We start from the raw sequence: 17074 nt of genomic DNA, 5'->3' as shown, positions 1-17074 counted from the left end.
GGGAGCAAGCTCCCATCTCTTCGCTCGACTTGCATGTATTAGGCACGCCGCCAGCGTTCGTCCTGAGCCAGGATCAAACTCTCCGATAGAAAGCTTAATCTAGCTTTTAAAACAATTTGTTTCCGTAGAAACAACTACTTACATGGCGTTTCGTTCAGTTTTCAAAGAGCAATTCGTTTCTTTCAATGTCGTTTTCAGCGACTTTATTAATATACCATATTAACTCAGTTGGCGTCAACAACTTTTTTGAAATTGTTTTTTGTGTTAACCGCGTTGTTGCGGCGACCTATATAACTATATCAGGGTTGTCTTAGTAACGCAAGCTTTTTTGAAATCTTTTTTTTAAAAGTTTTTTTGCCTCCTATGCCTTGTGTATTGTAATGAAATCATTGTACTGATACCTACGTAAAACATACATTTATTTGTGCCACCATCAACACTAAGTCATCCATTGAAAGATGGAAACAAAGATAAAAAAAGAATGAAGCTCGATGAACGAACTTCATTCTTACCCTTTTATCGCTCCGTATTTCTCATCTGCGGAAATAGAAGTACATCTCTAATGGAAGGAGAATTCGTTAATAGCATAACGAGACGATCAATTCCAATACCTAGACCACCGGTTGGTGGTAAGCCATACTCTAGTGCTTCAATAAAGTCATGGTCCATCATATGTGCCTCATCATTACCTTGCTCGCGCTCGACTAATTGCGCTTCAAACCGTTCTCTCTGATCAATTGGATCATTAAGCTCCGTAAAGGCATTAGCATGTTCACGAGCTACGATGAACAACTCAAAACGATCTGTAAAACGACCGTCTTCAGGGTTTTTCTTAGCAAGAGGTGAAATCGCAACAGGATGGCCGTAGACAAATGTTGGTTGAATTAGCGTGTCTTCTACTTTCTGTTCAAAGAATTCATTCACAACATGACCAAATTCCATTGTTTCTTTTACGTCTACACCGTGTTCTTTTGCAAGACTCCGCGCTTCTTCATCCGTCATTTCTTTCCAGAAATCTACGCCAGTTACTTCTTTAACAGCATCAACCATATGAACCCTCTTCCATTTTGGTTCAAGATTGATTTCCTCTTCCCCATACTGAATAGTTGTAGAGCCTGTCACTTCTTTCGCGATATGTGCTACCATTTCCTCAGTCAATGTCATCACATCTTTATAGTCCGCGTAAGCTTCATACAGTTCAAGCATAGTAAATTCAGGGTTATGCCTAGTCGATACACCCTCGTTTCGGAAAACACGTCCAATTTCATAGACGCGCTCCATACCACCCACAATTAAACGCTTAAGATGAAGCTCAATAGCAATACGCATGTAAAGCTCCATATCAAGTGCATTATGGTGAGTGACGAACGGACGCGCCGAGGCCCCTCCTGGAATGGAATGCATCATTGGTGTTTCCACTTCAAGAAAGCCTTGATCATCAAGGTAGCGGCGCATCGATTGAATGATACGACTTCTAGCAATAAAGGTTTCTTTTGATTCTGGACTCATAATCAAATCAAGGTAACGCTGACGGTACCGTTGTTCAACATCTTTTAAACCATGGAATTTATCAGGTAGCGGACGAAGTGACTTCGAAAGCAAATGAAGGTCGTTAACCTTTACGGAAAGCTCTCCCACTTTTGTTTTAAATGCCTCACCGCTTACTCCGATAATATCTCCAATATCCATCGAATCAAAAAGATCGTATTGCTCATCTCCAACAGTATCTTTTCTAATATAGAGCTGGATTTGACCAGTTAGATCCTGTATATGCGTGAAACCAGCTTTTCCTTTTCCACGTTTAGTCATAATTCTACCAGCTAACGAAACGGTTTTATTTTGTTCAGCTAGTTCTTCTTTTGTGAAAGAATCAAATTCTTCTAGCATTTTGCTAGCAGTATGAGAACGATCAAATCGATGTCCGAATGGATCAATGTTGTTCTCTTTTAGCACATCAAGCTTTTCTCTTCTTACTTTTAGAAGGTCATTCAATTCAAGCTCCTGACTCATCTCTATCACTCCTGTCAAATCTATGTTTATCCCGCTATAACTTTATCGGAAAGCACTATGAATAGCAAGCCTTCCTATATATAAAATCAATGACAAATGCGCCGGGTGTATCATGACATATATGAAGAAAACTGCCAGTATCCATTACTGGCAGTCCGTTATTTCCTAGATGTAGTATAGGAAATGCTAGTTAGAAAGTCAAACCGCCTGTTTCGCTTCCAATTCTTCAATAAATCCATACAGTAGTTCAGCTACACCGTTTCTTGTATTCGTTTCATTAACTTTATTCCTTATTGTCCCATTACCGCGAATTCCTTTTAAATACCAGGCTGCATGCTTACGCATCTCACGTACTGCAACATTTTCACCTTTTAGTGCGATGAGACGATCAAGATGGAGCATAGCGACATCTATTTTCTCACGAGGTGTGGGATCATCTAGAATTTTTCCAGTTTCGAGATACTGAACCGTACGATAAAGCATCCACGGATTTCCTAGTGCGCCTCTTCCAATCATCACTCCGTCTACTCCCGTTGTCTCAATCATTCTTTTTGCATCTTGGGGCGTCTTCACATCTCCATTCCCGATTACAGGTATAGAAACTGACTCTTTTACTTGTCGAATAATATCCCAGTCCGCTTCCCCTTCATACATCTGGACACGTGTACGGCCATGAAGTGAAACAGCTTTACCACCTGCAGCTTCAATTGCTTTTGCATTCTCAATCGCGTAAATGTGATCTTCGTCCCATCCACTACGCATTTTAACCGTAACAGGTTTTTCTACTTCCTTTGTAACAGCTGAAACCATTTCATAGATTTTATTAGGATCTAGAAGCCACTTGGCACCCGCATCACATTTTGTTATCTTCGGAACAGGGCACCCCATATTAATATCAATAATATCTGCGTTTGTGGCTTGGTCAACATAGCGAGCAGCACCAACAAGCGTATCTTTTTCGCCACCAAAGATTTGAAGACTCATTGGTTTCTCTCGGTCATCTACAAAAAGCATATCCATCGTCTTCTCATTCTTGCGCAAAACAGCTTTATCGCTAACCATTTCAGCACAGACTAACCCCGCACCAAACTCTCGAGCGATTAACCGAAAAGCTGGATTACATACGCCTGCCATGGGAGCAAGGACAACGGGATTCTTTAACGAAACATCTCCTATTTTCAACATACTATCACCTCAATTCTCAACTGTGTTTTAATGGAAAGAGTTCATCTATTGATACTCTAAGCTTTTGTGCTACTAATTGCATAAATTCGTTTGTAGGCTTTCGATTTCCACGCTCGATCTCCCCTAGTACGGATACCGATACACCAAGTTCTTTTGCTAGCTGTTCCTGAGTATACCCTTTTAACTTTCGAAAAGCGCGAATACGTCTTCCGTAGATTTCCGCTTCCATAGACGTACACCTTCTTTATCTTCTATATGATTAAAATAAGAATCAATCCTCTTATTAGTAGTTGGAATAATAATTTCAGGATTCAGTTCATGAAGAGGAATGATAACAAACCCTCTTTGAAGAAGTCTAGGGTGTGGAACCACCAAACCCTCTGCTACAATATTTTCTTGATTATAAAGCAGGATGTCAAGGTCTATTGTTCGTGGCCCCCATCTGATATCACGCTCTCTCCCAAGAGACTGCTCAATGCCTTGGAGAATCTCAAGTAGTTGAAAAGCGTTCATCTCCGTTTCTAGCATAGCTACCATATTAAGAAACGGACCTTGCTCCGTCACTCCTATAGGGGCAGTTTCATATAAAGAAGATGTCGAAGTAATCTGTACTCCTGGGTATTCTTGCAACCTTAATAAGGAGGTTTGGATATAGCTCTCTCTATCCCCGATGTTGGAACCAATTCCAATATATACACTATTCATTTCGTTCCCTCTTCATCTCGATCGCAACAGAGTCATAATGGCCATCTATTGGTGGATCAGGTTTAATCACTTTAACCGTACACGCACGAACAATTTCAAATTGCAGAAACATCTTATCCGCTATTTCCTCAGCTACTGTTTCAACTAATTTCCTAGGCGTCCCTTCTACGATACCTTTTATAACATTATACGCATCTGCATAATTCACTGTATAGTTTAGATCATCCGATTGACTGGCATTCGAAAGATCTGCTTCGAGTGTTAGATCGACATAAAAACGTTGGCCGAGCTTATTTTCTTCAGGGAATACTCCGTGGTATCCGTAGAATTTCATTCCGTTTAGATAGATTTTATCCATCCCATTCACTCTCCTTATCCATTGAGATGAGGTTTAAGCATCGCATCCATCATACGAGCCATTCGTGCCATCTGCTTTACGTCATGAACTCTGATAATTTGTGAGCCCCGCTCAATGCCAAGACAAACAGTTGCGCCAGTTCCTTCCACTCGATCATCAGGTGGCGTATTTAAAGTCTTTGCTACGATGGATTTTCTTGATGTACCAAGCAACACAGGATATCCTAATGCAACGAATTCATCCAGCCTTCTCATTACTTCGAGATTCTGCTCATGTGTTTTGGCAAAACCAATGCCGGGATCAAGAATGATATTCTCATCTTTCACGCCTGCTAAACGAACAATCTCTACGCTTTCTTCTATATCTGCCTTTATATTAATCATGATATCACTATAGTTCATGTCTTTACGATTGTGCATTAAAATAATAGGAACTTCGTGTTCTGCAGCCACAGTAGCCATTTCTGGATCTGCCTTGGCTCCCCACACATCATTAATGATATCTGCACCAGCTAGGACCGCTTGGTTGGCAACTTCTGCTTTATACGTATCAATTGAAATAGGTACGTTAACCGCGTGACGAACCGCTTTTATAACAGGAACAACACGGCGAAGCTCTTCTTCCAATGAGACAGGAGTTGCCCCAGGCCGAGTTGATTCTCCCCCAATGTCAATTAGATCTGCGCCGTCTTCAACTAGTTGGACCGCATGGGCAACTGCCTGTGCAGTCGTATTATATTCTCCACCATCTGAAAATGAATCCGGAGTTGTATTCAGGATACCCATAACCCAGGTTTTTTCATTCCAGTTTATTAGCTTGTCCCGCCACTTCATCATCATTGGATGTGCTTTATGCTTATCAATTACCGTTGCCACGCAGCTCACTCCTCTTCGTACGTATGTTCTTAGTTAGTATTCCTCTCGACTCATTAATGAAGTGCGATGGTGTTCATATTGAAGGATGAGCTCGTTCGTCGCAGGACCATCAAGTCCGGGTAAAGGCTTTTGTTCAATTTGAAACAACGGAACGATTTCTTGAATAGAGTTTGTAACAAACACTTCATCTGCTTCAAGAAGGGATTCTCTCTGGAAGCCACCTTCTCTTACGCTAATCCCCATTTTTCTTGCAACATGCACAACAAACTGTCTTGTGATTCCATTTAAAATTCCCGTCGAAAGGTCCGGGGTAAAAAGAATGCCGTTTTTAAACCAAAATAAATTTGAAACTATGCCTTCCGCTAGCCTTCCATCTTGTGATAGAAAAATGCCTTCAATTGAAGGATCACTTCCAACTTCTCTTTTCGCGAGGATATTATTTAAATAATGATGTGACTTTAACCTATATTCCCCCTCTGGGGAATTCCGCCTAAGAGAAAGAATGACACCTCGCTTTGTCTTCCGAACAGGATTACCAATTGCTTTCACATAAACAATAACCGTCGGAGTTAGGTATTCATCTGTTTTAAGTCCAATTTCTCCGGCTCCCGCTGAAACGTTCAGTCGAACATACGCGTCCTTCATTTCATTGGCTTCTATCGTTTGCTTTATCTGTAATAGGAGTTCGTCATACGTATAAGGGAGTGAGATCTGAAGATTTTCAAGTGAATTACGTAGGCGCTTATAGTGATCACCGAATAAAAAAGGGTGACCTTCATAAGTTCGGAATGTCTCAAATACGCCGACACCATATAAATAACCATGATCAAAAACCGAGATAGCCGCTTCTTTTTCGTCAATAAGCTTCCCATTAATCGTTAGAAACATTGTTCTTTTCGATGCGTTTCAATAAAGTTTTTCAATAATTTTTTACCAGTACCGGTCATAATAGATTCAGGATGGAATTGAACACCTTCGATCGCAAGTTCTTTATGACGGATGGCCATAATTTCACCCTCAGCTGTCCACGAGCTAATCTCAAAACATTCTGGAAGAGTTTCTTTTTTTACTATTAGCGAATGATACCTCGTTGCAGTAAACGGATTCTCAAGATCTTTGAAGATTGATCTTCCATCATGATGCATTTGAGACGTTTTTCCATGCATCAGTCGATCTGCTTTTATCACATCACCACCAAATACTTGAGCAATGGATTGATGACCAAGACATACACCGAATATCGGTATCCTTCCTGCAAAATGCTTAATAACTGCCATGCTAATACCCGCTTCATTCGGACTGCATGGTCCGGGCGATACCATTATGAAAGATGGATTAAGCTCCTCGATTTCCGAGATAGTGATGTCATCATTTCGTTTCACAACAAGCTCTTCACCCATTTCACCAAGGTATTGAACCAGGTTATACGTAAATGAATCGTAATTATCAATCATTAAGATCATTCTAATTCCTCCTCTAAGCTAATCTCTGCTAGTCTCTTTTACTTCACTTAACTCTTTTGCCTTCCATAAAGCTCTTGCTTTCTTTAATGACTCTTTATACTCAGCTTCTGGATTGGAGTCAATCACTATACCTGCGCCAGCCTGGACATGTGCAATGTTATCTTTAATAACCATTGTGCGGATCGCAATATTCAACTCCATATCATCATTAAATCCTATCCATCCAATAGAACCAGTGTAAACCCCACGGCGAACAGGCTCAAGTTCTTCGATAATTTCCATCGTTCTTATCTTTGGAGCACCCGTAATTGTACCACCAGGAAATGTGGCTTTAATAGCATCAAAAGCCGTTGCTTCTTTTGAAGAAATACCACGCACGTTGGAAACAATATGCTGCACGTGTGAATATTTCTCAATCACCATAAACTCATCTACTACCACCGTGCCGTATTCACATACACGTCCAAGATCATTACGTTCAAGATCAACAAGCATTACATGCTCTGCACGTTCTTTTTCATTTTCGATGAGCGTACGAGCAAGCTGTTGATCCTCTTCATCATTCTTCCCTCGTGAACGCGTACCAGCGATTGGCCTAGTACTCAATTCTACGCCCTTTTTCTTAATTAGAAGCTCCGGGGACGCACTGACAAGATCGAATGTATCGGTATGGATAAACGACATGTACGGTGAGGGATTAATCGTTCTAAGCGTTTCATATATCGAAACAGGGTCAGAATGGAGTGTTCTGGATTCTCTAAGTGAAAGATTCACTTGAAAAACATCTCCAGCCGATATATATGCTTGTATCTTTTGAACAGCTGACGAAAAGGCATGCTGATCCATTGAAAATAACTGTCTTGTCTCTTTTGAAAAAGAAGAAGCGTTTAACGGTTTAGTTACGTCCTTTTTCGCCCACTTTCGTTTATACATTTTCAGACGCTGCTCAGCTTCATATTCCTCACCATTTGGAGTCTGTGAAATGAACCACAGCTTTTCTGATAAATGATCATACACGCCAACATCTTCATAAACGATGAAGAAAAGTTCCGGTAGTTTGAGATCATCTGCAGCTACCTGTGGCAGTTTTTCAATTTGGCGAACAATATCATAACTAAGATACCCCATGGCACCGCCTTGAAAGTCCGGTAAAGACTCGTCGTTGATCGCCACATGACGCTGCATCCATTCCTGCATTAACTCTAATAAATTGCCGTCTAAGTATTTAGGATCTTTTCCTTCCTCAATAATTGTTAGAGAAGTACCAGATCCAATAAGCGAAGCAATTGGCTTGATTCCAAACATACTATATCGACCACCACGTGTACTATCCAATAAAATATGCTCTTCACATTCTTCGGCGAATGATTTATATCGTGAAAACCACTCATCCGCGCTTAACTCGATTGTTTCATAAATCGAATGACGCATGGTTTTCTCTAGCTGTTCTGGCAAACTGTTCACACCCTATCAAAAGCTTAAGCATACGCTGCCGCTCAGTTTATGCCTCTATTCTACATGAAGTTCCCTTACGCTTCATCCTTTTTATCCTCCCCAAACACTTTCAAATACTCAATTAGAAATACTTACCTATTCTATTGCCTAAAATAGAAAAGCAGCCCTTATAAGGACTGCTTTTCGTGGTTTCTTATTCATCATCAAATTGAAACAGTGGTGTACTTAGGTAACGTTCCCCATTACTTGGAATGACAGCAAGAACTTTTTTACCTTTACCAAGCTTCTTAGCTACTTCAAGCGCTGCATATATTGCAGCACCTGAAGAAATACCGCCTAGAATCCCTTCTTCTCTTGCTGCCTTTCTAGCCCACTCAAAAGCTTGATCGTTTTGAACTTGGATGACTTCATCATAGACATCCGTATTCAGAACCGCAGGTACAAATCCAGCACCAATCCCTTGAATTTTATGAGGACCAGGTTTCCCACCAGATAAAATAGGCGAGTCGGTTGGCTCTACAGCGTAAAGCTTAACTGACGGAAAGTGCTTTTTCAATACTTCACCTGCACCTGTAATTGTTCCACCAGTACCAATACCCGCAACAAATCCATCAAGCTGGTCCATCTGTTCAACAATTTCTTGACCCGTTGTACGACGATGCACGTCAGGATTTGCTTCATTTTTAAACTGTTGGGGCATGTAATACCCGTGCTCTTTTGCTAACTCCTCGGATTTGCGAATAGCTCCGCCCATACCTTCAGAGCCAGGAGTAAGAACAAGCTTTGCTCCGTATGCTTTCAATAGGTTACGTCGCTCCATACTCATCGTATCAGGCATAACGAGAACAGCCTGGTAGCCTTTTGCTGCTGCAACCATCGCAAGACCAATTCCTGTATTACCACTTGTAGGCTCCACAAAAGTATCTCCGGGCTTTAATTCGCCCTTTTCTTCAGCTGCTTCAATCATTGCAAGGGCAATACGATCTTTCACGCTGCTTCCAGGATTCATAAATTCAAGCTTTAAGTATACCTCTGCGTGGCCCTCATCAGCGATGCGGTTAAGTTTCACAATAGGTGTTTGACCGATTAGATCTGTAATTGAATTTGCTATTCTCATCGTCGCGCCTCCTCAAACCCGAGTATTTTTATAGGGATTATCTAACCTAAAGAATATCACCACTAAACTTATCTGTCAATTTGAACCTTTTATACTTTGCTTTCAGCGTATAACTTTTGAAGTTCTTCTTTTGAAAAGTGGTAGTGCGCGTTACAGAAGTGACAAGCGGTTTCTGCTTCTCCATCTTCCTCAATCATATTATTAATTTCTTCTTTTCCAAGTCCCATAATCCCATTCGAGAAACGCTCTTTCGAACAGCTACACTCAAATTGGACAGGCATGTTGTCGATGATTTTAATATTTTCTTCTCCAAGAAGAGCATACAAAATCTCTTCTGGCGTTTTTCCAGATTCGATTAATTTTGAAATTGGCGGAATGGCTTCAATTCGCTTCTCAATAAAACGGATGGTTTCCTCACCAGCGCCAGGAAGCAATTGAATCATAAATCCACCAGCTGCAAGGATCGTGTTATCCGGATTTACAAGGACACCAACGCCAACTGCTGAAGGTACTTGCTCAGAAGTAACAAGATAATACGTAAAATCTTCTCCTAATTCTCCAGATACAATCGGAACTTGCCCTGTAAATTTCTCACGCATGCCAATATCTTTCACCACTGATAAAAAGCCGTCGCGTCCTACAGCTTGAGCCACATCGAGCTTCCCATGATCATTTAAATCAAAGTGAACGTGGGGGTTGCTGACATACCCGCGCGTTTCACCTTTGGCATTCGCGTCCACAATAATAGCGCCGATCGGGCCCCCGCCTTCAATTTTTACCGTAATTTTTTCTTCTCCTTTTAGTCCAGTAGCCATCATTGTCGATGCTGTCATCGCGCGCCCAAGCGCAGCAGATGCAGTTGGCCAAGTCGTATGACGTCGCTGTGCCTCCGCAACCATTTCTGTACTAGATATCGCATAAGCCCTTACATTACCATCGAATGCAAGTGCTTTAATTAAATAATCATTCATTACTTTGTAGCTCCTTTCACTAATGGGCCATTGCCCACTTACACGATACATTATTTTTTCAAGAACTTCCATTATGAGCAACTGGGTCTAGAAGGTAAGAAGATCCTTGCATTAAAAGTCGTAATATCATTACTTTCCCCTTGATTACTTTAAACTTTCTTCTGCTATCACATTTCTCGAGAAAGTTGTGAGGGATCAAAACAACTTTTTATTGAAATGCCTATTATTCATAATTTCCCCAAAAACGTCAAATGAAAAACGCATCCCTTTTATCGGTATGCGTTTAACTCTTCTTTGTTCTTATTATAGATAAAATGCAAACCTTTCAGCGTTAAGAATGGGTCGACCACATCTATAAGGTCGCATTCCTCCGCAATTAGAGAAGCGAGTCCCCCGGTAGCAATAACAGTTGGTTCTTTAGGAGAATGCTTTTTCATACGAGAAACGATTCCTTCTACTTGACCAACATAACCATATAGCGTCCCGCTCTGCATCGCGCTCACCGTGTTTTTTCCAACAATATGGTTTGGCTTTGCGATTTCTATACGCGGAAGCTTCGCTGCATGCATGTAAAGCGCTTCTGTTGAAATGTTAATGCCAGGCGCAATCGCTCCGCCCACGTATTGTTTTTGTTCATCAATATAGCAGTACGTTGTGGCGGTTCCAAAGTCAACAATAATAAGAGGCGCTCCATAGAGATGAATGCCTGCTACAGCATTGACGATCCGATCGGCTCCTACTTCTTTTGGGTTATCATACTTTATATTGAGTCCTGTCTTAATTCCAGGACCGATAACTAACGGTTTATGGTGAAAATACTTCTGGCACATACGCTCAAGAGCGAACATGATTGGAGGCACAACAGATGAGATGATAATACCTTCTACATCATCAAACGAAAGTTCTTCATGAGAAAAAAGGCCTTTGATGACCATTGCGTATTCATCTTCTGTCTGCTTTCTGCTTGTCCCCATTCGCCAGTGGTGGGTTAACTCTTCACCTTCATACACACCGAGAACAATATTCGTATTTCCTACATCAAGCACAAGTATCATATTATCACCTTATTTAAAAATTTAACTTCGGTAACACTCTCTATAGTTATACCACACATTGGATTCAAAAACGAAGGTCTTTTTTGAAAACGGTTACCGATTCTGTAAAGGGATAGAAAAAGCAGGATGTCATTGTCGACATCCTGCATTAGCATAACCTTATTCTTGCTCTTCATTTGTTTCAGGATTTTCTTCCTTCTTAGAGATGTTTACTTTCACATCTTCAGAGCTAGCAGTAGCATGGTGACCTTCAGGAAGTTTTCCGTCTTCAACAAGAGAACGGATCTGTTCAGCATCAAGCGTTTCGATATCTTTTAGCGTTTCAGCAACAAGATTTAACTTTTCCTGATTTTCTAGAAGAATCTCACGACAGCGAGTGTACGCTGATTTAATGATGCTTTGAACTTCTAAATCAATCTCATTGGCGAATGAATCACTATAGTTCTGTTCATTTTGAATATCACGTCCAAGGAAGACGTTTCCTCCTGAACCTGATCCAAACTGCATCGGACCTAGCTTTTCACTCATACCATATTCCGTAACCATGCTACGGGCAATAGCTGTGGCACGTTGGAAGTCATTGCTCGCTCCAGTACTTGCTTCACCGAAGGTAATTTCTTCTGCTACACGACCACCAAGTAAACCAATGATTTTATCAATCAATTCTGGTTTCGTCATTAAGTAACGATCTTCCTTAGGAAGTGTTACCGCGTAACCACCAGCCTGGCCACGGGGAACAATCGTAACCTTATGAACAATATCGGCATTATCAAGCTGTGTACCAATAATCGTGTGACCTGCTTCGTGATAAGCAACGATGTTTTTCTCTTTTTCAGAGATCACGCGGCTTTTCTTAGCAGGACCAGCAATAACGCGGTCTGTCGCTTCATCAATATCGTTCATATCAACCTTTTTCTTGTTATGACGAGCAGCTACAAGAGCAGCTTCGTTCAATAAGTTCTCAAGGTCTGCACCAGAGAATCCTGGTGTACGCATCGCGATCGTTTTTAAATCAACTTCATCGCTTAATGGTTTGTTGCGTGCATGTACTTTAAGGACAGCTTCACGACCATTTACATCGGGACGGTTAACCGGAATTTGACGGTCAAAACGTCCTGGACGAAGAAGTGCCGGATCAAGAATATCAGGACGGTTTGTAGCTGCAACGATGATAATTCCTTCATTTGCACTAAAGCCATCCATTTCTACGAGAAGTTGGTTAAGCGTCTGTTCACGCTCATCGTGACCGCCACCAAGACCGGCACCACGTTGACGACCAACTGCATCAATCTCATCAATAAAGATAATACAAGGTGCGTTCTTCTTCGCATTTTCGAATAGGTCACGTACACGAGATGCACCGACACCAACGAACATTTCTACGAAATCAGAACCAGAAATGGAGAAGAACGGAACGCCTGCTTCACCAGCAACTGCTCGTGCTAGCAACGTTTTACCTGTACCTGGAGGTCCTACGAGTAGAACACCCTTTGGAATACGGGCACCAACTGCAGCAAACTTACGAGGATCCTTCAAGAACTCAACGACCTCGACAAGCTCTTGCTTCTCTTCATCAGCACCAGCTACGTCTTTAAAAGTAACTTTCTTTTTCTCTTCGCTGTATAACTTCGCTTTACTCTTACCAAAGTTCATAACACGGCCACCGCCGCCTTGAGCCTGGTTAAGAAGGAAGAAGAACAGAATGAAGATAATGACGAAAGGAATGATACTTGTTAGAAATGTAACCCAACCGCTTTGTTCAGGAGCTGGTTCTGTCGTTAACTCTACATTTCCTTCATCAGCTGCAGTTAAGATATTCTCCACAGCTCTTTCTGAGTCAGGTACATTCGTAACGAATGTATTAGCATCTTCGCTATCTTCACCACCACCAGCTAATTGACCAGTAACCGTGTAAACCCCACGCTCAGGTTGTAACGTTAACTCTTGAATTTCACCATTATTCAATTTGGACTGAAATTCGCCGTAATCGAGAACATTTGCCTCATTGTTTGTTCCATTAAAGAAACTGACAACACCTACTACGACGAGGAAAATTAACAAATAAAATATTGTATTTCGGAAGATACGATTCATTCCTTACCTCCTCCCACGAACAGGAAACCATAGATTATCTTACCATACTGGCACAACTGACTACAACAAATTAACCTTGATAAATCTCGGGTTTAAGAATCCCGATAAACGGAAGATTACGATACCTCTCAGCGAAGTCAAGACCGTACCCTACAACAAACTCATCAGGAACAATAAATCCTGCTACATCAGGCTTAAGATCAACTTTTCTTCCAGTTGGTTTGTCAAGAAGCGTTACAATCTTAATTGACTTTGCTTTGCGGTACTTTAGAAGATCAATCAGATAACTTAGCGTTAACCCACTATCAATGATATCTTCGAGAATAAGAACGTCGCGTCCTTCTACTGAAGTATCAAGATCTTTGATGATCTTTACTTCTCCAGAAGAAACAGTTGAGTTCCCATAACTTGAAACGTCCATAAAGTCCATTTCTAGATGACAAGTCATGCGCTTTGTTAAATCACCCATAAAAGGCATTGCACCTTTAAGGACGCCAATCACAAGTGGAAAACGATCCTCATATTCATCCGAAAGCCGTTTCCCTAACTCGCGGCATTTCTCTTGAATCTGTTCTTCACTAATTAATGTTTCTTGAATTTCGTTTAACATCAGTAGTATTGCCCTCCCAACCTATGTAAGTGTTTTTTTCTCATAGTGCAAATGCACAAGCTGACTCTTTCTTGCAGACAGTGTTGCCTTTTCAGAACGGGTTACTCCAGCGACCCAGATAATTTGACCCGTTACATCCTCAACAATTGGCCAAACATCACGTTCTGAACGGTCTATTTTACGGTCGATAAAAATATCTTTTACCTTTTTCGTCCCTATCATGCCTTTTGGCTGAATTCGATCACCAGGTCGTCTCGAGCGCACAACTGCTGGAAGCAAGTGTCCCTCAACAATAAGATCATTACCCGTGAGTGATTGTGGTACGTTTTTAACTGGAACGGCCGTAATCGTTCCGGTCGGCGTTTCCACAGAACCACGTAAAGGGAGATGATACGTATACGGTTCTGGTTGCAAAAAGGTTTCAAAAGAAAAATTACAGGTGGTATAAGATTTTACCGCCCTTAATTTTAGAGGTAAATTAAGGGAAGCAGAAGGATGCTCAGAATCGAGCATTAACCGCAAATCCTCAATATGTATAGAAGAAAAAGGAGCATTGCCTCTATAAAGATAGTTTAATATTAGATGAATCACTCTTCTTTGTAAAGGAATAGGGAGGCATTGATACGCCTTGTTGTCCATCTTCACAAATTTGTCATTTTGATCAATGATCACTTTTTCTAAATGTTGCTTTGCTAACTCCACTAAAAACCCTTCATCATCTTGCATTCGCTCACTATATAATTGGTACCGTTTGTGAACATTTGGATTCTCTTCTTTAAGAAAAGGAAGCACATGGTGGCGAAAGCGATTCCTCATATAATCATCTTTGTCATTAGATGGGTCACTTCTATAGTCCAACATATGATCGCTACAATAACGCAAAATCTGTTCCTTCGACACACAAAGAAAAGGACGAATAAGGTATCCTGTTGAGAAAGGACGCCTAGCAGGAATACCCGCAAGTCCTGAACTGATGCTACCATGAACTTGTCTCATTAACATTGTTTCAACTTGGTCGTCTCCATGGTGGGCAAGTGCAAGGAGATTTGCCTGGTGTTTTTCCATCTTTTCCTTAAAAAAGTGGTAGCGACATTCCCTAGCTGCAACCTGTGTCGAGATCTGATGTTGCTCTTTATAGTGGTTTACATCAATTGTAGAAGCTTCAAAGGTGATGTTTTCCTGATGGCAGTAGTGCTTAACGAACAATAAATCCTCTGCAGACTCTTTGCCTCGTAGGCCATGATCGACATGTGCAGCAACCAACTTTAATTGGAAAGACAATGCGACATTGCCCAAATAGTGAAGTAAAGCAATTGAGTCTGGTCCTCCAGAAACCCCAACGACAATTGTATCTCCACGATTGATTAGATGATGCTTATGAATAAACTGGTCGACATCTTGCAACAACCTCTGTCTTCCTCTCACTTCCTGCTTGAATTAAACAGTTATTCATTTTAGTACTATTAACCTAACGACCACGTTCTCAAACATATCTTTTTTAAAAAATGTGACCAACTAAGTATAAAGTATAGAAGAATAGAAGGAAAGCGACGAAAAGAACGGTTTCAATCCACCCTGACCGTTTTTTCTTGGCTGGAGAACGATTACGACGTGATGCGACTCGAGAATTGGCAGAGAGACTTTTATTTTTACGTACTTTCGATTTCTCTCCTCCTTGTAAAAGAACGAAGAGTTCTTGCCTCATTTCTGAAGCATGTTGATATTTTCCGAGTAAAGCTTTGCTAAGAATCGGTTTATATTCTTTAAGAAGTTGATTATTCTCAATCTTGTTCATTAAATAGTCTTCTGTTCCTTTCTTGGGACGGTCAAACCGTTTTGGATAGCCAGCGTTTAGAACGATCATAGCTACTGAAAACAAATCATAGGAAGGCTCAGCTACCCGATTACCGAGCCCCCAATAGCCCCGATCAAAAAACTCCGTAAATTCCTTAACAGACCTTCCTATCGACGTCGTCCCTCCCACATCGAGCCACCTCAATTTTGGAGGAGATCCTTCAACCAAAAGGTTGTCCGGCTTTAAATCGCCAAAAACCCACCCTTCTCTATGAAGAGCCGAAAGATCACGAAGCAATTGAAGCATTAAAATGCCAATCCACTCTTTTCCTCTTCGATTAATAAAAGCAAAAAGTGGTTCTCCATCAATGTATTCCATGACGTAGAAAGGATAACATTTTCCATTTCGTTCCCAATCATCGATCTCATAGAAAAACGGCCCAAGAACTGTTCCCTGGACCATTGAAAGCTGCTTTAGAACATTTACTTCTGACGTAATGGACATACTGTCAATTCCTATTTTTAAGGCTACTCGTCCTTTTAAAGAGTCTGCCAAATACACCGTACCGAGAGCACCGCTCCCTAATTTTTTCATGATTTGATAGGTTTGTTTGTTCCATTTCCCGCTAATTCTTGTTCCACGGGGAACATCAGCTAGTTGATTCTTCGATGTACCCGTCATCTAGCAGCCCTCTCTTTGAACGTTTATTCTGATAAGCCTCAATCGCTTCTTTTAAGGCAGGACCTGTTGGCGTAATACCACCAGTTGTTAGTTTCGGGAAAATGGTATGAATATCCTTCAGTATCGGTGTCCAATCCATCAGCCTCTCTACCTGCTTCCGTTTCCCGGGAAATGCATAAAGGGCATACTCATTTTCACCAATTCTTGAATGAAGACTAATCGAAAGATCGAGCAGGGCATCTTCTACTGTTGGAAGTTTATGCTGCATACTCGCACTTGTATCAATCATAATTAACACTTCCAAATCCATGGTCTCCCCCAGTTCGTCAACCACTTCGACTACCTGCCCCCTTTTGTCAGGTGGTAAGTCTTCTATTTCTTTATCCTGACCCAAGATCGATTGCAATTCCTTATGAATAAATCCTTGAATCGTCTGGGTCATTGCTTTACGCGTTACCATTTGCACCGTATGCGATAGCTGTTTCGCATAAACTAGCTGGTGGATGCCCCCGCCAGATAAAGCGATGTTTTCTATTTCCATTAATCCATCGGTCCGCTCATTTTCATCAAGTACACCTATTACATTAACCGTCATCCCGTGCTCTCTTGCAAGTGCAGCCATAGCCACCGGATCTTCCCCCTGATTCGAACATCCATCTGTTATTAAAAGAATCTGCCGTAGTGTTCCTTTTTTCATCTG

General features: G+C 41.2%; 17 protein-coding genes and 1 rRNA gene. All 18 read right to left on the bottom strand.

Annotated elements, in window-relative coordinates; translation table 11 throughout:
* Positions 1–89, bottom strand: a 16S ribosomal RNA gene (locus tag LCL91_RS20955); the annotation flags it as partial.
* A 427-nt stretch (positions 90–516) separates the two neighbouring features.
* Positions 517–2010, bottom strand: coding sequence for a lysine--tRNA ligase (lysS, locus tag LCL91_RS20950; RefSeq protein WP_224885279.1), 1494 nt, complete (start codon positions 2008–2010; stop codon positions 517–519).
* Positions 2011–2208: 198 nt separating this feature from the next.
* On the bottom strand, positions 2209–3195 hold the full coding sequence (gene dusB, locus LCL91_RS20945; protein WP_160921593.1) for a tRNA dihydrouridine synthase DusB: 987 nt from the start codon (positions 3193–3195) through the stop codon (positions 2209–2211).
* A 16-nt stretch (positions 3196–3211) separates the two neighbouring features.
* A complete protein-coding gene (locus tag LCL91_RS20940; protein WP_224885277.1) occupies positions 3212–3424 on the bottom strand; it encodes a helix-turn-helix domain-containing protein in 213 nt (70 codons plus the stop codon).
* Entirely contained in the window at positions 3376–3900 is a 525-nt protein-coding gene (gene folK, locus LCL91_RS20935) for a 2-amino-4-hydroxy-6-hydroxymethyldihydropteridine diphosphokinase (protein WP_224885276.1), read from the bottom strand. Before folK ends, LCL91_RS20940 begins: the two co-directional genes overlap by 49 nt.
* Positions 3893–4258 (bottom strand): dihydroneopterin aldolase, encoded by a 366-nt coding sequence (gene folB, locus LCL91_RS20930; protein ID WP_098445941.1) that lies wholly within the window; start codon positions 4256–4258, stop codon positions 3893–3895. Before folB ends, folK begins: the two co-directional genes overlap by 8 nt.
* A gap of 14 nt (positions 4259–4272) precedes the next feature.
* Positions 4273–5091: a dihydropteroate synthase gene (gene folP, locus LCL91_RS20925; protein WP_425589707.1), complete on the bottom strand. Its 819-nt coding sequence runs from the start codon at positions 5089–5091 to the stop codon at positions 4273–4275.
* Positions 5092–5166: 75 nt separating this feature from the next.
* Entirely contained in the window at positions 5167–6021 is an 855-nt protein-coding gene (pabC, locus tag LCL91_RS20920; RefSeq protein ID WP_224885274.1) for an aminodeoxychorismate lyase, read from the bottom strand.
* Positions 6012–6596, bottom strand: coding sequence for an aminodeoxychorismate/anthranilate synthase component II (gene pabA, locus LCL91_RS20915; RefSeq protein ID WP_224885272.1), 585 nt, complete (start codon positions 6594–6596; stop codon positions 6012–6014). Before pabA ends, pabC begins: the two co-directional genes overlap by 10 nt.
* Before the next feature lie 18 nt (positions 6597–6614).
* Complete coding sequence (locus LCL91_RS20910) at positions 6615–8027, bottom strand: anthranilate synthase component I family protein (protein WP_224885281.1); 1413 nt, start codon at positions 8025–8027, stop codon at positions 6615–6617.
* Between the two features lie 217 nt (positions 8028–8244).
* Positions 8245–9168 carry a cysteine synthase A gene (gene cysK / locus LCL91_RS20905; RefSeq protein WP_224885270.1) on the bottom strand — a complete coding sequence of 308 codons (924 nt, stop codon included), beginning with the start codon at positions 9166–9168 and terminating at the stop codon, positions 8245–8247.
* An 89-nt stretch (positions 9169–9257) separates the two neighbouring features.
* Entirely contained in the window at positions 9258–10139 is an 882-nt protein-coding gene (hslO, locus tag LCL91_RS20900) for an Hsp33 family molecular chaperone HslO (RefSeq protein WP_224885268.1), read from the bottom strand.
* A gap of 269 nt (positions 10140–10408) precedes the next feature.
* The gene (locus LCL91_RS20895; protein WP_160921611.1) at positions 10409–11194 is read right to left on the bottom strand and encodes a type III pantothenate kinase; all 786 of its coding nucleotides are present in this window, start codon (positions 11192–11194) and stop codon (positions 10409–10411) included.
* A gap of 159 nt (positions 11195–11353) precedes the next feature.
* Positions 11354–13288, bottom strand: coding sequence for an ATP-dependent zinc metalloprotease FtsH (gene ftsH / locus LCL91_RS20890; RefSeq protein WP_224885266.1), 1935 nt, complete (start codon positions 13286–13288; stop codon positions 11354–11356).
* Positions 13289–13358: 70 nt separating this feature from the next.
* A complete protein-coding gene (gene hpt, locus LCL91_RS20885; protein WP_098445932.1) occupies positions 13359–13898 on the bottom strand; it encodes a hypoxanthine phosphoribosyltransferase in 540 nt (179 codons plus the stop codon).
* 21 nt (positions 13899–13919) lie between these two features.
* Complete coding sequence (gene tilS, locus LCL91_RS20880; protein WP_224885264.1) at positions 13920–15305, bottom strand: tRNA lysidine(34) synthetase TilS; 1386 nt, start codon at positions 15303–15305, stop codon at positions 13920–13922.
* Between the two features lie 91 nt (positions 15306–15396).
* The gene (locus tag LCL91_RS20875; protein ID WP_224885262.1) at positions 15397–16374 is read right to left on the bottom strand and encodes a serine/threonine protein kinase; all 978 of its coding nucleotides are present in this window, start codon (positions 16372–16374) and stop codon (positions 15397–15399) included.
* Positions 16343–17071, bottom strand: a complete 729-nt coding sequence (locus LCL91_RS20870) for a vWA domain-containing protein (RefSeq protein WP_224885260.1) — start codon at positions 17069–17071, stop codon at positions 16343–16345. Before LCL91_RS20870 ends, LCL91_RS20875 begins: the two co-directional genes overlap by 32 nt.
* Between the last annotated feature and the right edge of the window lie 3 nt (positions 17072–17074).

Origin of the sequence: Guptibacillus hwajinpoensis, assembly GCF_020171785.1 — a bacterium.
Classification (GTDB): Bacteria; Bacillota; Bacilli; order Bacillales; family Guptibacillaceae; genus Guptibacillus; species Guptibacillus sedimenti.
Note: the sequence above shows the minus strand (reverse complement) of the source record. Positions and strands in the feature narration are given on the sequence as shown.

What these genes read in the sequence shown, in the direction of transcription:
- folK (WP_224885276.1), bottom strand. Translation starts at nt 3,900, where the DNA reads ATGAATAGTGTATATATTGGAATTGGTTCCAACATCGGGGATAGAGAG.
- pabC (WP_224885274.1), bottom strand. Translation starts at nt 6,021, where the DNA reads ATGTTTCTAACGATTAATGGGAAGCTTATTGACGAAAAAGAAGCGGCT.
- LCL91_RS20940 (WP_224885277.1), bottom strand. Translation starts at nt 3,424, where the DNA reads ATGGAAGCGGAAATCTACGGAAGACGTATTCGCGCTTTTCGAAAGTTA.
- LCL91_RS20895 (WP_160921611.1), bottom strand. Translation starts at nt 11,194, where the DNA reads ATGATACTTGTGCTTGATGTAGGAAATACGAATATTGTTCTCGGTGTG.
- lysS (WP_224885279.1), bottom strand. Translation starts at nt 2,010, where the DNA reads ATGAGTCAGGAGCTTGAATTGAATGACCTTCTAAAAGTAAGAAGAGAA.
- pabA (WP_224885272.1), bottom strand. Translation starts at nt 6,596, where the DNA reads ATGATCTTAATGATTGATAATTACGATTCATTTACGTATAACCTGGTT.
- folP (WP_425589707.1), bottom strand. Translation starts at nt 5,091, where the DNA reads ATGAAGTGGCGGGACAAGCTAATAAACTGGAATGAAAAAACCTGGGTT.
- LCL91_RS20875 (WP_224885262.1), bottom strand. Translation starts at nt 16,374, where the DNA reads ATGACGGGTACATCGAAGAATCAACTAGCTGATGTTCCCCGTGGAACA.
- folB (WP_098445941.1), bottom strand. Translation starts at nt 4,258, where the DNA reads ATGGATAAAATCTATCTAAACGGAATGAAATTCTACGGATACCACGGA.
- LCL91_RS20870 (WP_224885260.1), bottom strand. Translation starts at nt 17,071, where the DNA reads ATGAAAAAAGGAACACTACGGCAGATTCTTTTAATAACAGATGGATGT.
- LCL91_RS20910 (WP_224885281.1), bottom strand. Translation starts at nt 8,027, where the DNA reads ATGCGTCATTCGATTTATGAAACAATCGAGTTAAGCGCGGATGAGTGG.
- hslO (WP_224885268.1), bottom strand. Translation starts at nt 10,139, where the DNA reads ATGAATGATTATTTAATTAAAGCACTTGCATTCGATGGTAATGTAAGG.
- ftsH (WP_224885266.1), bottom strand. Translation starts at nt 13,288, where the DNA reads ATGAATCGTATCTTCCGAAATACAATATTTTATTTGTTAATTTTCCTC.
- cysK (WP_224885270.1), bottom strand. Translation starts at nt 9,168, where the DNA reads ATGAGAATAGCAAATTCAATTACAGATCTAATCGGTCAAACACCTATT.
- dusB (WP_160921593.1), bottom strand. Translation starts at nt 3,195, where the DNA reads ATGTTGAAAATAGGAGATGTTTCGTTAAAGAATCCCGTTGTCCTTGCT.
- hpt (WP_098445932.1), bottom strand. Translation starts at nt 13,898, where the DNA reads ATGTTAAACGAAATTCAAGAAACATTAATTAGTGAAGAACAGATTCAA.